A 20,405-nucleotide genomic window follows, 5' to 3' on the forward strand; every position below is an offset into this window, starting at 1 on the left:
CGAGCGATCTCCAAACACCGCGCGAAAGGCGACATCGACCGCACCAACCATCGAGCAGAGATCACCGTGATCGTGCTGACAGCAGCAGGCTTGACAACAGACCCCAAACCCTAACTACGCGGCATTGCCGCTAACGCTGCGGAATGGTGCGGCCCGGCTTGTTCCCTGGGCCAGCCGCACCGTCACAGCTCCCCGGCGTACGGCAGTTCGTACACCGCGGGCGAGTCCATCCAGCGGCGCAGCGTCCAGGTCGCGCGGACATCGTCCTCGTTGTACTCCAGCAGCCGTTCCCGCTGGTCGGGCAGTGGTTCGCCACCGTCCATGCCGACCGCGTCCCGGTACCAGCGCATCGAGTTCTCGCCACCGGCCTCCGGGTCCCGCCAGCTGAATCCGGCCGCCGGGGCGATCATCTTCAGCCCCTTGCCCTTGGCGCACAGGAACTGGTCGCGCACGATGCCGAACAGGTCCACCCACTGCGGCGAGCCGATGAAGTCCTGCACGGTCTGCAGGGTCGGGATGTCCGGCTTCCCGGCGAAGCGCTCGGCCGAACCGAGCATCCACCGGTTCTCCGCGAGTTCGTTGTAGCAGTAGGCGCGGAAGCTCAGCCCGCGCGCGCTCGCCCGCAGCCGCACGTGCGTCAGGTAGGACCAGAACTCGCCGAAGGAGCGCGCCTCGTCCGCGCAGGGCAACGGATCCCAGGTGACGAAGGCCCGGTAACCCTGGGGTTCGCCGATGTCCGCGCCGGAGAGGTGACAGCCCCACATGTAGGCCCCGGCGTCGCCGAAGCTCTCCATGTCCACGTCCAGTTCCACATCGGCCCTCGGCACCAGCACCCGTTCCTCGCGGCGCACCAGCGAGGCCCCGCGCAGCCAGGCCCTGGCCAGCAGCACCGCGTCGCCGAAGGGCATGCCCACCATCTGCGCAGGCGCCTCGACCGTGGTCTCCCAGGCCGCCAGCTGGTCCACAGTGGACACTCCGATGCCGCGCAGGGACACCGCGTCCTCGCCACGCACCACCAGGCTGACGTCCCGGCGCTCGATCAGCGCGGCCTCGCAGGTCGGCCACCACGGGCAGCTGCGGCACTCCAGGATCCGGGACGGCCGGGCCAGCGCGTCCCGCTCACCGGCCGCCGCGGCCGCCACCGCGAGCCGGTCGGCGAAGCGGGCGTCGTACTCCTTGAGCGCGGTCCGGCCGTTCGGCCAGGTCGGCGCGTCCAGGTCGTGCCAGAGCACCACATCGGCGTCCAGGCCGATCACCCCGCCCATCGCCCGGCCGCGCGCGGCCAGCCCGGCGGCCTGCAGCAGCCGGTGCGCGTGCGCCAACCGGAGCTGGTCCCTGGGCTGCGGCCGGACCTTGCGGATCGGGTCGACCCGAGCGCTGCCCGGGTAGAGCTGGCCGAACGGCGTGGTGCGCGCCCCGGTGCCGGGGTCGGTGATCTTGTGCCGGACCACCAGCACCGGGATGTACCCACCGTTGCCGTCCCGGACCAGCAGGTCGATGCCGCCGCGCCGCCCGCCGGAGCGGTCTGAGGGCAGCAGGCCACCCCACACGAACCGGGCGCCGGCGCCCAGCACCGCGGTGGTGATCCGCTCCCGGTCGGCCGGGCCCTCACCAGCGGGCACCTCGGTCCACTCCGCGCCCACCTGCCGGGACAACCGGTCGGCCACCGCACGCCGGTGCGCGGCCGCGTCGCTCATCCGCTGCTCGGCCGCCGGATCCGGCGGCGCCTTGGGCGAGTTGACCATGGTCGGGTCGTGTTCGAGGTGCACGCGGCGCCGGCACCGGGTCACCACCCCGGCATCAAGTAGCACCGCAGACGTCACTCATGCAGGGTAAGTGGCCGGAGAGCGCTCCGTGTCGGCAACCCGGTTGATCTCGGCTGCTCGCGCGCCGGAACCGCCAAGAAACCCCCGAGCGGCCTAGGCTGAGCGGTATGGCCCGCATCCGGCGAGGACTGCCCAAGCTGACTCCCGCCCGTGCCAGGCACCTGATCGGCATCGGCAAGGTGGTGCTGCCACTGCTCGCGCCGGTCGCGCTCAAGGCCGCCGCGGCGGCCAGGGACGGCTACGACCGGATGCGCGCCCGCAAGCTGGGCATCCCGGTGGAGCACCTGTCCACCTACAGCGGCCGCGGTGGTGCGCTGCACGCCCGGATCGCCGGCATCGCCAACGCGCTGACCGAACTGCGGGTCAACGCCAGCGAGGAGATCGTGGCCTTCGCCAGGGACGGCGAGTCCCGGCTGGTCGAACTGGCCGCGGTGGTGCGGGCCGCCGAGCGGATGCCGACCCCTCGGCGCAAGGCCGCGCACCGCGCGGTGTCCACCGAACTCGACCGGATCGAGTCACACCTGCTGCACCACCTGGGCGTCTGATCAGGCGGTGGTCTGCCGGTACCGCAACGGCAGCTGGAACGGCCGCAGCAGCAGGGTGAAGGCGACCGCCGCGAGCACCGCCCCGGCCAGCGCGGACACCGAGAGCGCGGACAGCGCCAGGTTCAGCGGGATGAGGATCGCGGTGAACCAGAGCCCGCTGGTGCGCAGCTGCTGGGAGTAACCGGGCAGCAGCAGGGCCAGCACCAGCCCGACCGCGCCGGTCATCACCGTGGCCATGGCGAACGGGAACTCGAACGCGCTCCCCGCCCACAGCACCCCGGCCGTCAGCCAGGCCACCAGGGTGTGACCGAGCAGCACGTACCGAACCGAATCCAGTCCCCGCATGACATCCCCTCCCGGAAAGATCGTCAGTGACCATCCTGGCCTGGGATACCGACAGTCACCATGGGGCAAACCCCCGAGTCGACCCTGATGTCAGCTTCCGTAGTTCTACTCAGGGCAGCCGCACGAAGCCCTCGCGCACCAGCCAGTCCCTGGCCACCTCGGCCGGGTCCTTGCCGTCCACGTCGACCTCGGCGTTGAGCTTGAGCACCACCTCGTTGGTCAGCTTGGCCGCCACCGGCCGCAGCACCTCGGCGATCTGCGGGTGCGCGCCCGCGGTCTCCTTGCGCAGGGTGACCGAGGCGTTGTAGCGCGGGAAGAAGTTCCGGTCATCGGCCAGCACCACCAGGTCGAGGGCCAGCACCCGCCCGTCGGTGGTGAAGACCTCGCCGAAGTTGCAGGTCCCACTGTTGGCCACGGCCTGGTAGATCGGCCCGATGCCGAGCAGTTTGATGTTGCCCGGCGCAGGCTCGAACCCGTAGGTCTTCTGCACCCCCGGCATGCCGTCGTTGCGGCTGGCGAACTCGCTCTCCAGGCAGAAGGTGCCCTCCTGCGGCTTCTCCTTGATGAGTGTGGCCAGCTCGGACATGGTCCGGATGCCCAGCCGCTCGGCGTTCTTGCGACTCATCGCGAACGCGTAGGTGTTGTTCAGCGGCGCCATCAGGCTCCACACGATCCCGTTGCGCGCCAGGTCCTCCTTGCGCACCGCCTCGAACTGCGCGGCGTCGTCCGGGATCGGGTCCTCCTTGCCGAGGTAGCTGATCCACCCGGTGCCGGTGTACTCCCACATCAGGTCGACCTGCCCGGTCAGCAGCGCGTCCCGGCCGCTGTTGGACCCGGCGATGTTGGACAGGTCCCGCACCTTGGCCCCGGCCGCGCTCAGCGCGAACTCGGCCAGATAGGCCAGCACCAGCTGCTCACTGAAGTCCTTGGACCCCACGGTCAGCTCGACCCCGGCCAGCTCGGGCACCGGCTGAATCGATCCCGGTTTCACGTGAAGCGGCGGCGCCCCACCCGCCGAAAGCCCGCAACCCGCGAGCAGACTGCCGGTCATCAGCAGCGCGACTGTCCACAGTGGACGGTTCCTCATCGAAGTCCCTTCGGGCCGAGTCGCCGTTCGGCCAGGCCGCCCAGCCAGTCCACCAGCAGGGCCAATGCCGCCGCCAGCACCGCGCCGACCACCAGGATCGAGGTGCGGCGCAGCTTGTAGCCGGTGTCGATCATCGAGCCGAGGCCGCCGCCGTTGACGAACATGGCCAGCGTGGCCACGCCCACCGCGAGCACCAGCGCGGTGCGCATGCCGGCCAGCACGTGCGGGATGGCCAGCGGGAACTCGATCCGGCGGAGCACGGTGAAGGCGGACATGCCGATGCCACGGCCTGCCTCCACCAGGGTGCGGTCCACCTGTTGCAGGCCGACCAGGGTGTTGCGCAGCACCGGGAGCAGCGCGTAGAGCGCCATCGGCAGCACCGCGATCCAGAACCCGGTCTGGCCGGTGAGCAGGAAGAACAGCACCAGCACGCCGACCGCGGGGGCGGCCTGGCCGATGGTGGCCAGGCCCAGCACCAGCGGGGCGATGTGCCGGGCCCAGCGGCGGCTGACCAGCACGCCCAGTGGCACCCCTGCCAGCAGCACGATCACCGAGATGGCCGCGGTGAGCTGGAGGTGCTCCCAGGTCAGGGTGAGGATGTTGGCGAAGGTGATGTTGCGCTGCTCGATCGAGTCCAGTTCACCGGTGAAGGCCCACACCAGCACCGCGGCCACGATCAGCAGCACCGCGATCGGTTCGGCGAACAGCTGCAGGCGCTTGGCCTGGCGGACTGGCGAACTCACGCCGTCTCCAGCTCATCGCGCATCGCCCGCACCGCGGCCATCAGCGTGTCCATGGTGACCACGCCGATGTACTCACCGCGGGAGCCGGTCACCACGGCCAGCCCGTCGTCGTCGGTGAGCACCGCCTCCAGCGCGTCGTGCAGGGTGGAGGCCATCGCCACGGTGTCCTCCACCGCGCGCCCGGCCCGGTCAAGGGCGAAACCGGTGGTCAGGTCCGGTGGGGTCACCCAGCGCAGCGGACGGCGCCGGTTGTCCAGCACCAGGCCGACCGCGCCGCGTCGCCTGCCGAGCCGTTCGGCCAGCTCAGCCGCTGAATCACTGGCCCCGGCAGTGGGCACCTCGGACAGCTCCACCTCGCGCACCCGGCGCAGGGTGAGCTGTTTGAGCGAGGCGCCGGCGCCGACAAAACCGGCCACCGTGTCATCGGCCGGGTTGGCCAGGATGGCCTCCGGGGTGTCGTACTGCAGGATCCGGGACCGCTCGCCGAGCACCGCGATCCGGTCGCCGAGCTTGACCGCCTCGTCGAAGTCGTGCGTGACGAACACGATCGTCTTGCCCAGCTCCGCCTGCAGCCGGAGCAGCTCGTCCTGCAGGTTTCCCCTGGTGATCGGGTCCACCGCGCCGAAGGGCTCGTCCATCAGCAGCACCGGCGGGTCCGCGGCCAGCGCCCTGGCCACCCCGACCCGCTGCTGCTGCCCGCCGGAGAGCTGTCGCGGGTACCGGTCGGCGAACTCACCCGGGTCCAGCCCGACCAGGTCGAGCATTTCCTCGACCCGGTCCGCGACCCGTTTCTTCTCCCATTTCAGCAGGCCAGGCACCATGCCAACGTTCTGCGCCACGGTCAGGTGCGGGAACAGCCCGGCCTGCTGGATGGCGTAACCGATCCGCCGCCGCAGCTCGTCCGGGTCCAGCCCCAGCGCGTCCTGCCCGCCGATGGTGATCCGCCCGCTGGTCGGCTCGATCAGCCGGTTGATCATCTTCATGGTGGTGGTCTTGCCGCACCCGGAGGGCCCGACGAAGACCACCGTCTCCCCGGCCGGGATGGTCATCGACACCGACTCCACCGCCGCGGCCTTCTGCCCGGAATAACGCTTGGTGACCTCGGTCAGCTCGATCTCGACGCCGCTGACCTTGCTGTGTTCAGACACGGATCCCCCTGGAGGTGGTCAGCCGGCCGATGATCAGGAACACGCCGTCGAGCAGCAGCGCCAGCACGATGACGCCCAGTGTCCCGGCCACCGCCGAGTTGATCGCGTTCGCGCTGCCCACCCTGGTCAGCCCGCTGAAGATGAGGTTGCCCAGGCCGGGGCCCTTGGCGTAGGCGGCGATCGCGGCGATGCCCATCAGCAGCTGGGCGCTGACCCGCATGCCGGTGAGGATGGTCGGCCAGGCCAGCCGCAGCTCGACCAGGGTGAGCACCCGCCAGCGGGCCATCCCGATGCCGCGGGCCGCGTCCACCACCGCCGGGTCCACCCCGGACATGCCGACGATGGTGTTGCGCACGATCGGCAGCAGCGCGTACAGCACCAGCGCGGTCACCGTCGGCGCCACGCCAAGGCCCAGCACCGGGATCAGCAACCCGAGCAGCGCGAAGGACGGGATGGTGAGGATCGCGCTGGTCAGCGCGGTGGCGATGGCCGAGCCCAGCCGGCTGCGGTACACCGCCACCCCGAGCAGCACGCCGAGCGCGGTCGCGATCAGCGTGCACTGCACCACCACGCTCGCGTGCAGCGAGGAGTCCAGCAGCAGCGACTCCCAGCGCGAGGTGACGAACTCCCAGAAGCTCACGGCTTGCCGCTGACCGGGGTGTCGTCGTGGCCGTTGCCGTTGCCAGGGCTGACCTCCAGCTGGAAGTCATGGCCGTACTGCTCGGTGCCGCTGATCACCGCGGCCTCGACCACCTCGACGCCCTTGTTTTCCCGCCGGATCATCGGGTCCTGCCGCAGGTCCTTGGCCAGCGAGACGCACATCAGCACCATGACCACGGTAAAGGGCACCGCGGCGATGATGGTGAGTTGTTGCAGCCCGCTGAGCGCGTTCTGCCCGCCCACGGTGAGCATCACCGCGGCCACCGCGCCGGTCAGCGCGCCCCAGAAGATCACCACGGATTTCTTCGGCGCGATCGACCCGCGCTGGGACAGCGTGCCCATCACGATCGAGGCCGCGTCCGCGCCGGAGACGAAGAAGATCGCCACCAGCAGCATCACGATCACACTGGCCACCCCGGCCAGCGGGAACTGTTTGAGCACGCCGAAGAGCTGGGCTTCCTGCCCGGACGCGCCCGCCAGGTCGACCCCGTTGCGCTGCAGGTTGAGCGCGGTGCCGCCGAGCACGGAGAACCACACCAGGCTGACCAGGCTGGGCACCAGGATCACCCCGGTGATGAACTGCCGGATGGTGCGGCCGCGGCTGATCCGGGCCACGAACATGCCCACGAACGGCGTCCAGGAGATCCACCAGGCCCAGTAGAAGACCGTCCACCCGGTCAGCCAGGTGTTCATCGCGTCGCCGCCGGTGGCCGCGGTGCGCGCGGACATCTCGGCCAGGTCGGCGAAGTAGTGGCCGATCGAGGTGGGCACCAGGTTGAGGATCAGCACGGTCGGGCCGACCACGAACAGGAACAACGCCAGCACGCCTGCCAGCACCATGTTGATGTTGGACAGCCACTGGATGCCCTTGGCTACGCCGGAGACGGCCGAGGCGATGAACGCGATGGTCAGCACCACGATGATCACCACCAGCAGGGTGGTGCCCGCCTGGTCCAGCCAGCCCACCTCGCGCAGGCCGCGCCCGATCTGCAGCGCGCCAAGGCCGAGCGAGGTGGCCGAGCCGAACAGGGTGGCGAAGATGGCCAGGATGTCGATGGTCTTGCCCAGCGGCCCCTCGGCCTGGCGACGACCGAACAGCGGGGCGAACACCGCGCTGATCAGCTGACGCCTGCCGCGGCGGAAGCTGCCGTAGGCGATGGCCAGGCCGACCACCGCGTAGATCGCCCACGGGTGCACGGTCCAGTGGAACAGCGTGGTGGACATCGCGGTCTCGAGGGCTTCGTCGGTGGCCGGGCCAACCGTGCCCGGCGGCGGTTTGACGAAGTGCGCCAGCGGCTCGCTGACCCCGTAGAACATCAGGCCGATGCCCATGCCCGCGCTGAACATCATGGCCACCCAGGAGGAAGTCCGGAACTCCGGTTCCTCGCCGTCCTGGCCGAGCGGGATCTTGCCGTAGCGACTGGCCGCCAGCCACAGCGCGAACACCACAAAACCGGAGGCGGCCAGCACGAAGGCCCAGCCCGCGTTGGTGATGAGCCAGTTCAGCGCCGCCTTGGCCGCGTTGCCCAGGCCCTGGCTGTCGGCTACGCCCCAGGCGATGAAGGCCAGCGCGATGACCGCGGCGACCCCGAAGACCACCGGGTCGAGCCGGGCCGGACGTTCGGCGAGTGGTTCACCGGGAAGTTGGGTGGGTTGATCGGGGTTGGCTGGGGTACCACCAGTAGCAGCGGGACCCGAGGTGAGGTGGTCGTCAGTCGTCACGGTGTTCGGCGCCCGAGAGCGCCTCCTCCTTCACGAACGGGAACGGCTACCGATTCCTGCGTTTCACCGTTACCCGTTCGGAGTAACGCGGTAAACCTGTGCCGCATTCTGTAGCGAAGTAGTGACATTGCGCTGCGCCGTACGCTCTCCTGGTGCGCACAACCCTGGACCCGGTACGCGGAGCAGTCCGCGTACTCAGGGGTAGTGTGCTCGCGATCTGCAGTTCCGCGCTCAGCGGAGCCGCGCACGGCCTGGCAGGCGGTCAGGTCGACGACGGTGTGCTGACCGTGTTGCTCACCCTGATTGTGGCCGCCGCGGGCACCGCGCTGGCCGGTCGCCGCCGTGGCCTGCCCGGTATCCTGCTCGTCCTCGGCCTGGCCCAGTGCGTGCAGCATGTGCTCTTCGACCTCGCCGAACACGGCCACGCCGGACCCGGCCTCGCCGATCCGGCGCTGATGACCCTCGCACACGTCCTGGCCGCACTCGGCACGGCATTCCTGCTGGTCAACGCCGAATCCGCGTTGTTCGCGCTGTTCGCCGCCCTCGGGGTGGTGGCGCGCCGCCGACCGGTCCCGCTGCCCGTGTCCACCTCCCCCCGGCTCGCCATCCTCGGCGGTCCGGCTCCGCTCCTGCTCGAACTGCTGTTGAGCCGCCTCCGAACCCGGCGCGGACCGCCCGCGTTCTCCAGTTAAGGCAGCCCATCCTCCCCACAGCAGTGAAGAAATCAGGAGATATGTCGACTTCCCGACACCGCGCCCTGCTGCGCGCAGGCGCGATCGTGACCCTGACCTCGGCCGCGGCCCTGGTCACCGCGGGCCTGGCCTCGGCCCATGTCAGCGTCCAGCCCGGCGAGGCAGCCAAGGGCAGCTACACCAAGGTCGCCTTCCGGGTGCCCAACGAGTCCGCGACCGCGGGCACGGTGAAGCTTGAGGTCAACCTGCCCAAGGACTTCCCGCTCACCTCGGTGCGCACCAAGGCCGTGCCCGGCTGGAAAGCCTCGGTGACCAAGGTGAAGAACGGCGAGAAGGACGTGGTCAGCACCATCACCTGGCAGGCGGATCAGGGCGTGCGGATCAACCCGGACGAGTTCGCCGAGTTCGAGGTCTCCCTCGGCAAGCTGCCCACCAACACCGACCAGCTGCTGCTGCCCGCCACCCAGACCTACGACGACGGCAAGGTCGTGAAGTGGGACGCCCCGCCCGCGGCCAACGGCCAGGAGCCGGACCACCCGGCGCCCGTGCTCAAGCTGACCGCCGCCGCCGGTGACGCGCACGGCCACGGCGCAGGCGCCACGGCCAGCGCCGCGGCCAAGACCGACGGGCACAAGGACGCGGCCGCCGCGGGCACCGACACCGCGGCCCGCTGGCTCGGCGGCGCCGGCCTGGCCGTGGGCGCGCTCGGCCTCGGCTTCGGCGTGGGCGCGATCCTGCGGGGCAGGCGGTCGGCCGCATGAGGCGCCTGCTCGCCACCCTGGTGATCGCCGGGGCCGCCCTGCTCGGTTCGGCGGCCCCCGCCTTCGCGCACAACGTGCTCTCCGACAGCAACCCCAAGGCCAAGTCCCAGGTGGAGGCCGGTCCGGCGGAGGTGATGCTGAAGTTCGACCAGGAGGTGCAGGACGGCTTCAACACGATCACCGTGACCGGGCCGAACGGCACCCGCTGGGAGGGCGGCACGCCCAAGGTGTCCGGTTCGGTGGTCACCGCGGCGCTGCTGCCGCTGGGACCGGCCGGGGACTACACCATCGGGTACCGGATCCTGTCCGCGGACGGGCACCCGGTGACCGGCGCGGTCCCGTTCACCCTGACCAAGGCCGGTAACGGCACCCCGACCACGGCAACGCTGAGCCCGCAGGCCGAGGGCAGCGCCAACGCCCAGGCCGAGGGCTCGACCGGCACGCCGGTGTGGCTGTGGATCGTCGGCGCGGCCGTGCTGCTCATCGCCGGGGTGGCGGTAGCCCTGGTGCTGGCCAAACCTTCCAAGAAGGCATGACCACAAGCCGGACCACCATCCCGCTGCTCCTGGGCCTGGTGGCGACCGCGGCAGTCGGAACCACGATCGGTTCCCTGCTCACCGCGGCCGCCCCGGCGCCCGGGGTGCCAGCGCCGGGAGCGGTGGTCCGGCTGGGTCTGCCCGCGTTGCGGCTGGCCGTGGACGTGGGCGCGGTGGCCGCGGTCGGCCTGGCCATGCTGCCGTTGCTGCTGCGTGCCGGGCGGACCACCCGGACCCGGCCGGTGCTGGTCCGGGCCCACCGGATCGGCCTGGTGCTCGGCGCGGCCTGGGCGATGGCCGCGGTGCTGCTGCTCTGGGTGCAGGCCGCCGAACTCGCCCCGGCCGGACTCGGCCTGGACGGCGCCGCGCTGCTGGACTACGCGGCCACCGTCGGCGCCGGCCGGGCATTGCTGGTCGCCGCGGCCTGCGCACTGGGCTACACCGTGCTGCACGGCCTCGGCCTGCGCGCCGGCCCTCGGCCGCCTGCCGAGCTGCCGGTACTGGTGGCCATGCTCGGCCAGATCCCGCTCGCCCTCACCGGGCACTCCTCGGCCGCGGCCAACCACGAGCTGGCGCTGCTGTCGATGAGCGTGCACGTGATGGCCGCGGCGGGCTGGGTCGGCGGCCTGGGCGCGATGTTCTTCCTGGTCGTGCCGCATCGCGGCCTGCTGGCCGAGGCGCTGCCGCGGTTCGCCGCCATCGGCTCGGTCTGCCTGGGCGCGGTCGCGGTCAGCGGCGTGGTCAACGCCGTGGTCCAGCTCACCGGCCGCCCGGGGATCAGCTGGGCGGCCGCCCTGTTCGGCACCGGTTACGGCTGGGTGGTGCTGACCAAGACGGCCGCGCTGCTGGTGCTCGCCGGACTCGGCGGCTGGCTGCGGTTCCGGCTGATGCCCGCGATCATTCGCCACCGGGCGGCCCCGGTGACCCTGTGGATCTCGCTGGAACTGCTGGTGATGGCGCTGGCGATCGGCCTGGCCGCGGCCTTGGCCAGGGCCTCGCTCAGCTAGGTCATGTCCCGTGAATCCCGTGCGTGAGCGCCGGAGTCCAGGTCGTTCCTGGTGGTGCCGTCGGGGCGGCCGCGTACCGGTGTTGTACGTGGTCGTCCCGACGGTGCCGTCAGGGGCGGGCTGGGCCCGGCGATCGCGTGCGCGATCCACGGGACACGACCTAGGGCCGTTCAGTTCCAGCGCGGCGTCATTCCTGTTCGGTGAGCGCGGCGGCCCTGCGCTCCTGGCTGAGCTGTTCCAGCCTGGCCACCGCGGCGTTGCCCCGGCGCTGGAGTTCCTCATGGTCGATCCAGCCTGCCGCGTAGTGGCGGTAGTCCTGCGCGAGCATCACCAGCTCGGACAGGTAGTCGGCCGAACGCCGACGACTGGTCTCGGACAGCTCGGTCACCAACGGAAGCTGGCTGTCGACGACCTCATCCAACATCTCCGCGGCTCGCAGGGCCTTCCGGCCGCGCAGACGCGCCTTGCTTTTTGTGGAGAAGCTCAACACGTTTCTCCGCCCTTCGCGATCGCACCCAGCAAGAGTTCGCAGAACGAACATCGCTGCCACCCAGAGTGACCACACTGAGAGTCTTGACGTTCCGTTGACGTCCTTATGTCGTCCTAGAGAAGGATTGCGTTACCGATCGACTCATTCTGAAGGAGGATCGCGGCGAGCTGTATACCCCAGCAGGTGCCAGGTGACGCGGCCGTTCGGGTCAACGATGCGGGGTCCAGCGGGCCCGGGTGTCACCCGAACGGAAGGACTGCAGCCGTTTGGCCAGCTCCGTTCGGACATCCGGGTTACTGCGCAGGATCGAAAGGACGCCGGTGGTCAGCTTCAGCTCGCGCACTTGGCGTAGCACCGGGAAGCCTGGCCACTTCGTGACATCGAAGCCATAAGCCCTGGAGAGTTGCCGATACCGGTCACCCGTGTGCCGGAAGCGCAGCTTGCCAACGGCCAGCGGGGTCAGGTCCCACTCGCGCGGGCCGAAGCAGACCGAGTCCAGGTCGCACAGCAGCGGGCCGATCGGCGTGCTGATCACGTTGCCCACGTGCGCGTCGCCGTGGATGACGCCCTGCGGCAGGTGGTACTCCAGCGCCGCCAGCTCGGCTTCCAGCTCGGTGCACCGGTTGGCCAGGAACTCGCGGTCCTCCGGGTCCAGCTCCTCGGCATCGGCCAGCCGTCGCCGCACATCGCCCAGCGGTTCCCACCTGGCGAGATGGTCGGGTGGTGCGGGCAGGGCGTGCAATCGTTTGAGCAGCTGGGCCAGCTCCAGCCCGGTGGCCTGCCCGACCTCGGGCACCGCCTGCCAGAGCGTGGCCACGTGCCCGTTGACGTGTAGCGGCTGCGGCACGCCCGGCAGCAGGCGGACCGCGGGCACCTCGTGCTCGGCCAGCCAGCTCGCCGCGCGCACCACGTTGTCCGCCCGGTAGCGCAGCGAGGGCGACAGCACGATGCGCACCACCACCGGGTGCGCCAGCAGGTGGAACACCGCGTTGTTGACAAAACGGATCAGCCGCGCGCCGCCCGGGTCCAGCCCGGCGGCGTCGCAGATCTCCCCGAGGGCGGTCCGGAGCTTGGCACGGCTGTACCGTCCGTCCGCGTCGGGGCGAACCCGAACGTTCACGTCATGGTCGTTTCTGCGGGGATCCGGTACGAATCCGAAACTGACGGACCTCCTCGGCCAGGTCCTTGGCCTCGGCGATGTGCTTGTACCGCTCCGACTCCTGCTGGATGTCGATCATGCGGTCGGCCACCCGGACCGAGTTCACGCCCTCGCCCATGGAGTAGGCGACCCGGCCGACCCGCAGGCCCTCGCCGACATCGCCGGAGCGGATGTGGTTGGCCGCCAGCATGCTCAGCCCGAACACGTGCGTGCGCTTCATATCCGACTCGTAGCCCTGGGTGCACTTGACCAGCTCGGCCACTGCCAGCGGCGCGTGCTTGGCCCGGAAGTCGTCGTTGCCCGCCAGCGAGTGGTGCACCGAGCCGATCATCCCGTGCAGGTCGTTGACGGTGAAGAAGCGCACCCACTCCGGCGCGTGGTCGAAGTCGGCGCGGGCGAACTCGTCCTTGGTCCGGCCGACCATCTTCATCGCCTGCTCGCGCATGCCCATCATCGCGTAGGCCCAGGCTTCGTTGGCGCACAACACGGCCACCGTCAGCGCGGAGCCGGAATCCTGCGCGGCGAGCTGGCCCAGCTGGAACAGCTTGAGCGCGTCGTTGGGCTCGTCGTAGTGCAGGTAGACCCGGCCCATCCGGTACAGGATGTTGGCCACCAGGTCGTTTTTCTCGCACTGCTTGGCGTATTCCAGCGCCTTGCCGAAGTGGTTGCGCGCCGGGTCCAGCATGCCGGTGTCGAACGAGGTCCAGCCGGCCAGGCTGTGCAGATCGGCCAGGGCCAGCCGCAACCGGCGGCGCACCGGGTCGATCGCGTCCGCGCGCAACAGCTGTTCGGCCCAGGACAGCTGGGCGATCACCGCGTCCCGGCAGGTGCCGCCGCCGTACTGGTAGTCCAGTGCGCGCAATGCCTTGGTCGCGGCCTCGACCTGCATCACATCGGTCTTGCCGATCTTCTCCCTGGCCGGGGTCTGTGCCACGGAAGTGATCCACTGCCCGGGATCCCCGGGCATGCTCACCACCCCCATGGTCACCGAAGCGGCGTGCTGAAGGAACCTCCTCCGCTTCACCGACTCATCCTCCTCGGACAAGGGGTCGTCGGCGACGCCGACCACCCGGACTGCGGTGGCTCCGTCGTAGGCGAGGCCCATGTAGCCGCGCGGAACCTGGAGCCCGTCAGCGATCCGGGCAAGCACGTCATATGCCATGACCTGGCGGCCCTTGAGGATCTCCGACACCTCTGACTGTGACTGCCCGGTGCTGGCCGCGATCTGGCGCTGTGACACCCCCACTCGGCGAAGAAGCCGGTACACCGTGCTGATGTCCCGGGCTGCCAAGGCGTCCCGCATCTCCCGTTGCTCCCACGTGTCTGGAGTAACGAGCGGTGGCTGGGATCCGATGGTGTCCATTGCGCCCCCTTACGGTCCGCTGGGCGTCAACCGCAGAGTAAGGGCAGTTCCCGGCGGTGGTGAAGTCCCCATCGGTGAGGCTGATCGGCCCGACTGAACTTGGCCTACCGCTCACCGTGTCACTTACACCGATCGGCGCTGAAACTCCCCGTTCTGGTTCGACTCGGCCCAATCTTAGTTTCGGTAAGGGATCGAGCACGGAGGGAAGTCGGAACCGTGGCGTTGACCGAGTCACCCAGCGTTGCCGAAGGCGACGGAGCAGCCCCCATCGGGCAGCTCCCGGCGCCGTGGCAGAGCACGGGTGACCGGCGGTGGTGGCGAGTCAGCTGCCGCGACTCGGTGAACCGGCGTCAGTTCCTGACCGTGCTCGTTGACCGAGACAGGGTTCTCCTCGTCGGGCCTCCCGGCGAGACCGCAGTGCTGTCGGCTGGACAGGTTGGCCAGCTCAAGACAGCTCTGCGCGAGGCCGCCGACCAGGCGGGAAGGTGACGGTGACGTCAGGTGGACGAGATTCTGGGTCAGGTGCTGCGCAACGCGGTCTGGGAACGGCTCGACATGCTTACCGAGCTGGCCAACCGCGCTGACGCCCCGTCCCTGCTGTCCGTCGCGCGTTCCGAGCTGCCCAGGCTCACTGAGGGCTGGCGCGCGATGCTCGCTGCTCACGAACCCGATGACCGCGGCAACTGCCCCGAGTGTTCGACCCGCTGGCGCCAGCAGAAGGCACCGTGTTCGGTGTGGCGCGCGGCGTATGAACACCTCGTGGCCGGTGGCCTCGCTCCACGTCCGGCCAGGCATCTTCGTTCCGCGAAGGTGTCCTGACCCGGGACTGACGTCTCTCGCGGCCCTCGGGCTCTTCCCCGAACCGGGTCAGCCGCGGCAGCCGTCATGTGGCCGGTGGTCCGGGCCGGGCGAACCCCCGACCGCTCCGGGCCGGACCGCCGTGCCAGCTCCAAATTGAAAACTAAACAAAGACTTCCGCGGGCCGGTGCTGTAGCACTCCCCTCCCCCCGACCGGCACCGGTCCGCGGATTCCCAAGCCACCCCTCGGGTGGTCTGCCCCTCCCGCGCAGACCATCCGAGGGGTTTCGAATTTCCGGACTTTCGCTCTTTTGAGTGAAAGTTGTCAGGCCACCGCGCGAATTTTGAAGATCAGGAATGAACCGATCAACGTCAGCGCGGCGGAAACCACGAACAACGCGGGGTAGCCGCCGAACCCGGTGATGATCGGCGTGGCCAGCAGCGGGGCCAGCACCTGCGGCAGGCCGTGGGTGAGGTTGACGATGCCGAGGTCCTTGGCCCGGTCCTGCGCGGCCGGCAGCACCTCGGTGACCAGGGCGGTGGACACCGCGAGGTAGGCGCCGAAGGACGCGGCCAGGATCACCGAGCTGACCAGCATCATCGGCCAGTTCAGCAGCGGGACCAGGACGATCGAGGACACCGCGACCGCCAGCCCGGCCCAGAAGATGAACCTGCGCCGCCCGCCCCTGCGGTCGGACAGACCGCCGAAGTACACCGCGGCCGGCACCATGATCACCGCGTTCAGCACGTTGAGCAGCAACAGGTCCGCGTGCGAGTCCGGCCTGCGGATCGCGTCCTGCAGGATGTAGAGCGTGTAGAGGGTGGCCAGCACGAAGCCGAGGTTCATCAGCAGCCGGTTGAGCATCGCCCAGGCGAAGTCCGGGTGCCGCCGCGGCGAGACGTAGAACCCGCGCAGCATCTGCCCGAGCCCGCCGGCCGGCCGCTGCTCAGGGCGGAGCACCGCCTCGGTGGTGCGCAGCGCGAACGGGATCGCGCAGACCAGCAGCAGACCGGCCAGCGCGAAGTAGCCTGGCGTGGCCGGTTTGACCACGTTCACCAGCAGCACGCCGACCAGGGCGCCGACGGTCTGACCGAAGCCGACCCAGCCGCCGACCAGTCCGCGCTGAGACACCGGCACCCGGTCGGAGATCGAGGCCAGCAGCGCGGCGAGCATGCCGCCGAAGGCGATCTGCACCCCGCACCAGGCCACGATCATCAGTCCGGGGCCCTCGGCCAGGCCGAGCAGCGCCAGGCTGAGCGCGCCGAGCCCGGCCCCGGCCACCACCCACGGCCGCCGCCTGCCGAACCGGGAACCGGTCCGGTCGGAGGCGAAGCCGACCAGGATGGTGGTGACCATGCTGACCACCCCGCCGACCGCCGCGGTCAGCCCGAACAACGCCTGCTTGTCCGCGGGCGCGAACTCCTGGGCCTGCACCAGCAGCAGCACCTGCACCGGCCCGAAGTGAACCGCCCACACCCCGAGCACGGCCAGGGTGAGCGCGGCGATCCAGCCGCCGCGCACCCGCTCGACCGGTTCGGCCAACGCGTCCGGCACCGTCATCGTCATGCCGGCGACGCTAACGAGCCCGCCTCGGCACGGACAGCCATCTTCCGCTACCTGACAGTTCGAATCTTGAGAGTGAGCAGGCCGCCGAGCAGCGCGCACACCGCGGCCATCAGGAAGATCATCGAGTAGCCGGAGCCGTCCACGCCGGTGAGCAGCGGCGCGGCCATCACCGGCGCGATGAACTGGGGCAACGACTTGCTGATGTTGTTCACGCCCAGGTCCTTGGCCCGGTCGTCCGCGCTGGGCAGCACCTCGCTGGCGATGGCCAGGTCCACCGAGTTGGCCATGCCGAGGCCCGCGCCCAGCAGCACCGAGCTGAGCAGGAACAGCTCCCAGGTCGGGTTGACCACCAGCATCGCCGAGGACACCGCCATGATCACTCCGGCCAGCACCGCGAAGATCTTGCGCTTGCCGAGCCGGTCGGAGAGGTGGCCGAAGAACGCGGCCGAGCACAGGGTGCCGATCGTGGTGATGACCGAGACCGTCGCGGTGCCTGCCACCGGGTCCTCGTACTTGATCACGTCGGCGAGGTAGTACAGCGTGTAGAGGCTGGCCAGCACGAAGCTGATGGTGATCAGGAACTGGCTGGCGATGGCCCACATGAAATCCTGGTGCCTGCGCGGGGAGATCCACAGCGACCGCAGCACCGGACGGCGTCCCGGCGGCAGCACCGGATCCCGGTTGAGCAGCAGGAACGGCAGCACGGCCAGGATCTGCAGCACCGCGCAGAGCCCGTAGCCGGTGAGCGGGTCGGTGGTGATCGAGATGACCAGGCTGCCGACCAGCGAACCGCCGGCCTGGGCCAGCCCGACCAGTCCGCTGATCAGGCCGCGCTGGCTGCTGGGCACGTGGTCGGGCATGGCGGCGAGCAGTCCGCAGAAGATCGCGGCCGAGCCGAGCTGCACCAGGCACCAGCCCACCAGCAGGCCGGTGACCGTGTCCTGCTGGCTGAGCAACAGCATGCTGACCGTGGACACGGCAACGCCGCCGATGATCCACGGCTTGCGCGGGCCGAACCTGGAGGTGGTGCGGTCGGAGGCTAAGCCGAAGAGGATGTGCGCGACCATCAGCACCAGCGCGCCCACCCCGGTGATCAGCCCGAGGGTGTTCTCCTTGTCCTCCGGCGCGGCGTGCGCGGCCTGGATCGGCAGCAACAGCACGGTCGGTCCGAAGTAGACGATCCACATGCCGAGCGTGGCCGCGGTGAGCGAGCCGATCCAGGCCGGACCGACCCGGCGATCGGGTTCCAGCAATCGTTCCGGTGCGGTGATCGTCATGGGTGGCCCCCCGGTACTAGCTGCGCTGACCGGGGCACAGTAAGAGCCCACCAGGCTCGTGAACAGGCAGAACAACGAATCTGTAGTGCGATGGGCAGAATGGTTACCTGGTTGTCACGCCACGCCGCGGATCCGGCTCACCAGTAGTCCGCCGACCAGGGTCACCAGGGCCGCCAGCCCGTACAGGGCGGGGTAGCCACCCAGGTAGGCCAGCACGGGCGCGGCCACCGCCGGGGCCAGCACCTGCGGCAGCGCCGAGGCGATGTTGATCATGCCGAGGTCCTTGGCCCGGTCCTCCGCGGCCGGCAGCACCTCGGTGAGCAGGGCGAAGTCCACCGAGGTGTAGACACCGAAGCCCAGGCCAAGCACCACGGTGCCGACCAGCACCGCGGGCCACACCGGCCAGAGCACCAGCACCGCCAGCGCGGCGGCCATCACCACCGAGGCCGCGGTGACGAAGACCTTTCGTCGCCCCACCCGGTCCGACCACCGGCCTGCCAGCACCGTGGTGGCCACCATGCTCACCCCGTAGATCGAGGTCAGGATCAGCACGCCGGTGCTCGGATCGGGGTGCCGGACCGCGTCGGTGAGGAAGAACAGCAGGTAGAGGGTGCCGAAGGCGTTGCCGAGGTTGAGCAGGAACCGGGTCAGCCAGGCCCAGGCGAAGTCCGGGTGCGCCCGCGGCGAGACCCAGAACCCGGCCAGGGTTCGGCCCGGCCGAACTCTGCGTTCCGGCGCCACGCCGGGATCCCGGCTGCGCACGACGAACGGCAGCACCGCGGCGACGAGCAACGTCGCACATCCGAGGTAACCCCACTGGATCCCGCCGATCGCGGTGGCCAGCGCGGTGCCGCCGAGCACGCCCAGCATCTGGGCCAGGCCGACCCAGCCGCCGACCACGCCGCGCTGGTCCACCGGCACGTGGTCGGGCACCTCGGCGGTCAGCGCGGCCAGCGCCACGTTCACCGCGGCCTGCACCAGGCACCAGCCGATCGCCATGGTCAGCACGCTGTTCGCGCCGGCGAGCAGGACGAGCGCGGCGGCGCCTGCCAGCGCGCCGCCCACGGTCCACGGGTGCCGTCGCCCGAACCGCCCCCTGGTGCGGTCGGACAGTGCCCCGGCCAGTGGGTTGGCCACCACCGACACCGCCGCGCCCAGGCCGGTGACCAGCGCGAGCACGGTTTCCTTGTGGTCAGGCGAAAACAGCGCGGCCTGCTGGCCGAGCAGTAGGTTGAGCGGGCCGAAGAAGGCCGCCCACACCCCGACGTTGGCCAGGGTGAGCAGGCCGATCCAGCCGCCGCCGACCCGCCGCCGGGGCGCGAGCGTGGTCATCCCCGCTTCCCGAGCTGCTCCCGCAGCCAGTGGAAGGAGTCCTTGCGGGTGCGCTGCTGGGTGGCGAAGTCCACGTGCACCAGCCCGAACGGCTGGCCGTAGCCCTCGGCCCACTCGAAGTTGTCCAGCAGGCTCCACACGTAATAACCGCGCACGTCCACCCCGGCCTCGATGGCCTGGGACAGCGCGGCCAGGTGCCCGGTCAGGAAGTCGATCCGCGGCTGGTCGTGCACCTGCCCGTCGACCAGGTCCTCGGCGAAGCTCGCGCCGTTCTCGGTGATGTAGACCGGCGGCAAGGCCGCGCCGAACCGAGTCCGCAGTTGGACAAGCAGCTCGCGCAGCCCGTCCGGCACGATCGGCGAGCCCATCAGGGTGGCCGGGTGCTCGGGGATGTCGCCCAGGTCGAAGGGCAGCGGGTTGCCCTCGGAGGGGGTGCCGATCCGGGTGGGGTTGTAGTAGTTGACCCCGTAGAAGTCGAGCGGCTCACTGATGATCCGCAGGTCCTCGGCCGGGATCTCCAGGCCGGGCAGGTGTTCCGGCATGGTGCCGAGCAGGATCGGGTCGGCGAACAGGCCGTTGTGCAGGGCGTCGTAGGCGGCGGCCGCGGCCAGCGTCTCCGGGCGGTCGTCCGCGGCCCAGACCGGGGTGTGGTTGTTCGCGGTGCCGATCGAGTTGGCCCCGCCCGCCCGCAGCGCCCGCACCGCGAGCCCGTGCGCGAGCAGCTGGTGGTGCGCGGTGGGCAGCGCGTCGAAGAGCAGGGTCTGGCCGGGCGCGTGCTGGCCCATGCCGTAGCCCAGCAGAGTGATCATCGCGGGCTCGTTGAGCGGCACCCACATCGCGACCCGGTCGGCGAAGGCCTCGGCCAGCACCGCGGCGTAGTCGGCGAAGCGGGCGGCGATGTCCCGGTTGAGCCAGCCGCCCTCGTCCTCGAGCACCTGCGGGGTGTCCCAGTGGTAGAGCGTGGCCATCGGCGCGAGGCCGTGATCGCACAGGGTGTCGATCAGCCGGTCGTAGAAGCCGAGGCCCTCCCGGCTGAGCGTGCGCCCGTCCGGCTGGATCCGCGGCCAGGCGAAGGAGAACCGGTAGCTGTCCAGGCCCAGCTCGCGCATGAGCGCGATGTCCTCCGGGTAGCGGTGGTAGTGGTCGCAGGCCACCTCCCCGGTCTCACCCGACCGGGTCTTCCCTGCCGTCGCACTGAAGGTGTCCCAGGTGGAGGGCCCACGGCCGCCCGCGGTTACGGCACCCTCGATCTGGTACGCGGAGGTGGCAACCCCCCACACGAAGCCATCGGGAAAGGTCACCGAACCTCCTCAGGCTAATGTGAATCCGATTCGCATCTTAGGCGTG

The 20,405-nt window shown here is 70.2% G+C and carries 20 protein-coding genes; 6 read left to right on the plus strand and 14 right to left on the minus strand.

Translation table 11 applies throughout. The features are described from left to right. Positions 1-182: 182 nt before the first annotated feature. Positions 183-1,823, minus strand: a complete 1,641-nt coding sequence (locus tag ACTOWY_RS25905; protein WP_441312272.1) for a TM0106 family RecB-like putative nuclease — start codon at positions 1,821-1,823, stop codon at positions 183-185. Positions 1,824-1,933: 110 nt separating this feature from the next. On the opposite strand from ACTOWY_RS25905, the gene ACTOWY_RS25910 reads away from it, so the two are divergent. Beyond that, positions 1,934-2,371 (plus strand): DUF6474 family protein, encoded by a 438-nt coding sequence (locus ACTOWY_RS25910; RefSeq protein ID WP_441312273.1) that lies wholly within the window; start codon positions 1,934-1,936, stop codon positions 2,369-2,371. Here ACTOWY_RS25910 and ACTOWY_RS25915 read toward each other — a convergent pair whose 3' ends face one another. The 6 genes from ACTOWY_RS25915 to ACTOWY_RS25940 form a co-directional block, all read right to left on the minus strand. Continuing rightward, the gene (locus ACTOWY_RS25915; RefSeq protein ID WP_247765928.1) at positions 2,372-2,716 is read right to left on the minus strand and encodes a hypothetical protein; all 345 of its coding nucleotides are present in this window, start codon (positions 2,714-2,716) and stop codon (positions 2,372-2,374) included. It abuts the gene before it with no gap. A gap of 109 nt (positions 2,717-2,825) precedes the next feature. Beyond that, positions 2,826-3,803 carry a glycine betaine ABC transporter substrate-binding protein gene (locus tag ACTOWY_RS25920; protein WP_441312274.1) on the minus strand — a complete coding sequence of 326 codons (978 nt, stop codon included), beginning with the start codon at positions 3,801-3,803 and terminating at the stop codon, positions 2,826-2,828. After that, complete coding sequence (locus tag ACTOWY_RS25925; protein ID WP_441312275.1) at positions 3,800-4,546, minus strand: ABC transporter permease; 747 nt, start codon at positions 4,544-4,546, stop codon at positions 3,800-3,802. Before ACTOWY_RS25925 ends, ACTOWY_RS25920 begins: the two co-directional genes overlap by 4 nt. After that, positions 4,543-5,694: an ABC transporter ATP-binding protein gene (locus tag ACTOWY_RS25930; RefSeq protein WP_441312276.1), complete on the minus strand. Its 1,152-nt coding sequence runs from the start codon at positions 5,692-5,694 to the stop codon at positions 4,543-4,545. The genes ACTOWY_RS25925 and ACTOWY_RS25930 overlap by 4 nt, the downstream gene beginning before the upstream one ends. Continuing rightward, positions 5,687-6,334: an ABC transporter permease gene (locus tag ACTOWY_RS25935; RefSeq protein WP_441312277.1), complete on the minus strand. Its 648-nt coding sequence runs from the start codon at positions 6,332-6,334 to the stop codon at positions 5,687-5,689. Before ACTOWY_RS25935 ends, ACTOWY_RS25930 begins: the two co-directional genes overlap by 8 nt. Beyond that, positions 6,331-8,076 carry a BCCT family transporter gene (locus ACTOWY_RS25940; RefSeq protein WP_441312278.1) on the minus strand — a complete coding sequence of 582 codons (1,746 nt, stop codon included), beginning with the start codon at positions 8,074-8,076 and terminating at the stop codon, positions 6,331-6,333. Before ACTOWY_RS25940 ends, ACTOWY_RS25935 begins: the two co-directional genes overlap by 4 nt. Positions 8,077-8,228: 152 nt before the next feature. Here ACTOWY_RS25940 and ACTOWY_RS25945 point away from each other — a divergent pair, with 152 nt between their 5' ends. From ACTOWY_RS25945 to ACTOWY_RS25960, 4 genes are read left to right on the plus strand one after another with little or no spacing between them, the layout of a single operon-like run. After that, a complete protein-coding gene (locus ACTOWY_RS25945; RefSeq protein WP_441312279.1) occupies positions 8,229-8,768 on the plus strand; it encodes a hypothetical protein in 540 nt (179 codons plus the stop codon). Between the two features lie 41 nt (positions 8,769-8,809). Then, a complete protein-coding gene (locus ACTOWY_RS25950) occupies positions 8,810-9,529 on the plus strand; it encodes a YcnI family copper-binding membrane protein (RefSeq protein WP_441312280.1) in 720 nt (239 codons plus the stop codon). Next, the gene (locus ACTOWY_RS25955) at positions 9,526-10,065 is read left to right on the plus strand and encodes a copper resistance CopC family protein (protein ID WP_441312281.1); all 540 of its coding nucleotides are present in this window, start codon (positions 9,526-9,528) and stop codon (positions 10,063-10,065) included. The genes ACTOWY_RS25950 and ACTOWY_RS25955 overlap by 4 nt, the downstream gene beginning before the upstream one ends. Then, the gene (locus tag ACTOWY_RS25960) at positions 10,062-11,072 is read left to right on the plus strand and encodes a copper resistance D family protein (RefSeq protein WP_441312282.1); all 1,011 of its coding nucleotides are present in this window, start codon (positions 10,062-10,064) and stop codon (positions 11,070-11,072) included. The genes ACTOWY_RS25955 and ACTOWY_RS25960 overlap by 4 nt, the downstream gene beginning before the upstream one ends. Before the next feature lie 187 nt (positions 11,073-11,259). Here the strand turns inward: ACTOWY_RS25960 and ACTOWY_RS25965 are convergent, their stop codons facing one another. The 3 genes from ACTOWY_RS25965 to ACTOWY_RS25975 form a co-directional block, all read right to left on the minus strand. After that, positions 11,260-11,460, minus strand: a complete 201-nt coding sequence (locus ACTOWY_RS25965; RefSeq protein ID WP_247765919.1) for a hypothetical protein — start codon at positions 11,458-11,460, stop codon at positions 11,260-11,262. 310 nt (positions 11,461-11,770) lie between these two features. Further along, on the minus strand, positions 11,771-12,682 hold the full coding sequence (locus tag ACTOWY_RS25970) for a phosphotransferase (protein WP_247765918.1): 912 nt from the start codon (positions 12,680-12,682) through the stop codon (positions 11,771-11,773). Position 12,683: 1 nt separating this feature from the next. Continuing rightward, on the minus strand, positions 12,684-14,084 hold the full coding sequence (locus ACTOWY_RS25975; protein ID WP_441312283.1) for a helix-turn-helix domain-containing protein: 1,401 nt from the start codon (positions 14,082-14,084) through the stop codon (positions 12,684-12,686). A gap of 501 nt (positions 14,085-14,585) precedes the next feature. Here ACTOWY_RS25975 and ACTOWY_RS25980 point away from each other — a divergent pair. Continuing rightward, the gene (locus ACTOWY_RS25980; protein ID WP_185001051.1) at positions 14,586-14,903 is read left to right on the plus strand and encodes a hypothetical protein; all 318 of its coding nucleotides are present in this window, start codon (positions 14,586-14,588) and stop codon (positions 14,901-14,903) included. A gap of 304 nt (positions 14,904-15,207) precedes the next feature. On the opposite strand, the gene ACTOWY_RS25985 is transcribed toward ACTOWY_RS25980, so the two are convergent. The 4 genes from ACTOWY_RS25985 to ACTOWY_RS26000 form a co-directional block, all read right to left on the minus strand. Beyond that, positions 15,208-16,449 carry an MFS transporter gene (locus ACTOWY_RS25985; RefSeq protein WP_441312284.1) on the minus strand — a complete coding sequence of 414 codons (1,242 nt, stop codon included), beginning with the start codon at positions 16,447-16,449 and terminating at the stop codon, positions 15,208-15,210. Positions 16,450-16,496: 47 nt separating this feature from the next. Then, positions 16,497-17,726 carry an MFS transporter gene (locus ACTOWY_RS25990; RefSeq protein WP_441312285.1) on the minus strand — a complete coding sequence of 410 codons (1,230 nt, stop codon included), beginning with the start codon at positions 17,724-17,726 and terminating at the stop codon, positions 16,497-16,499. A 114-nt stretch (positions 17,727-17,840) separates the two neighbouring features. Then, complete coding sequence (locus tag ACTOWY_RS25995; RefSeq protein ID WP_441312286.1) at positions 17,841-19,058, minus strand: MFS transporter; 1,218 nt, start codon at positions 19,056-19,058, stop codon at positions 17,841-17,843. Next, positions 19,055-20,359, minus strand: a complete 1,305-nt coding sequence (locus ACTOWY_RS26000; protein WP_441312287.1) for a GH1 family beta-glucosidase — start codon at positions 20,357-20,359, stop codon at positions 19,055-19,057. The genes ACTOWY_RS25995 and ACTOWY_RS26000 overlap by 4 nt, the downstream gene beginning before the upstream one ends. Positions 20,360-20,405 lie beyond the last annotated feature (46 nt).

The sequence above is a fragment of the Crossiella sp. CA198 genome, from assembly GCF_052078295.1.
In the GTDB taxonomy this organism is placed as follows: domain Bacteria; phylum Actinomycetota; class Actinomycetes; order Mycobacteriales; family Pseudonocardiaceae; genus Crossiella.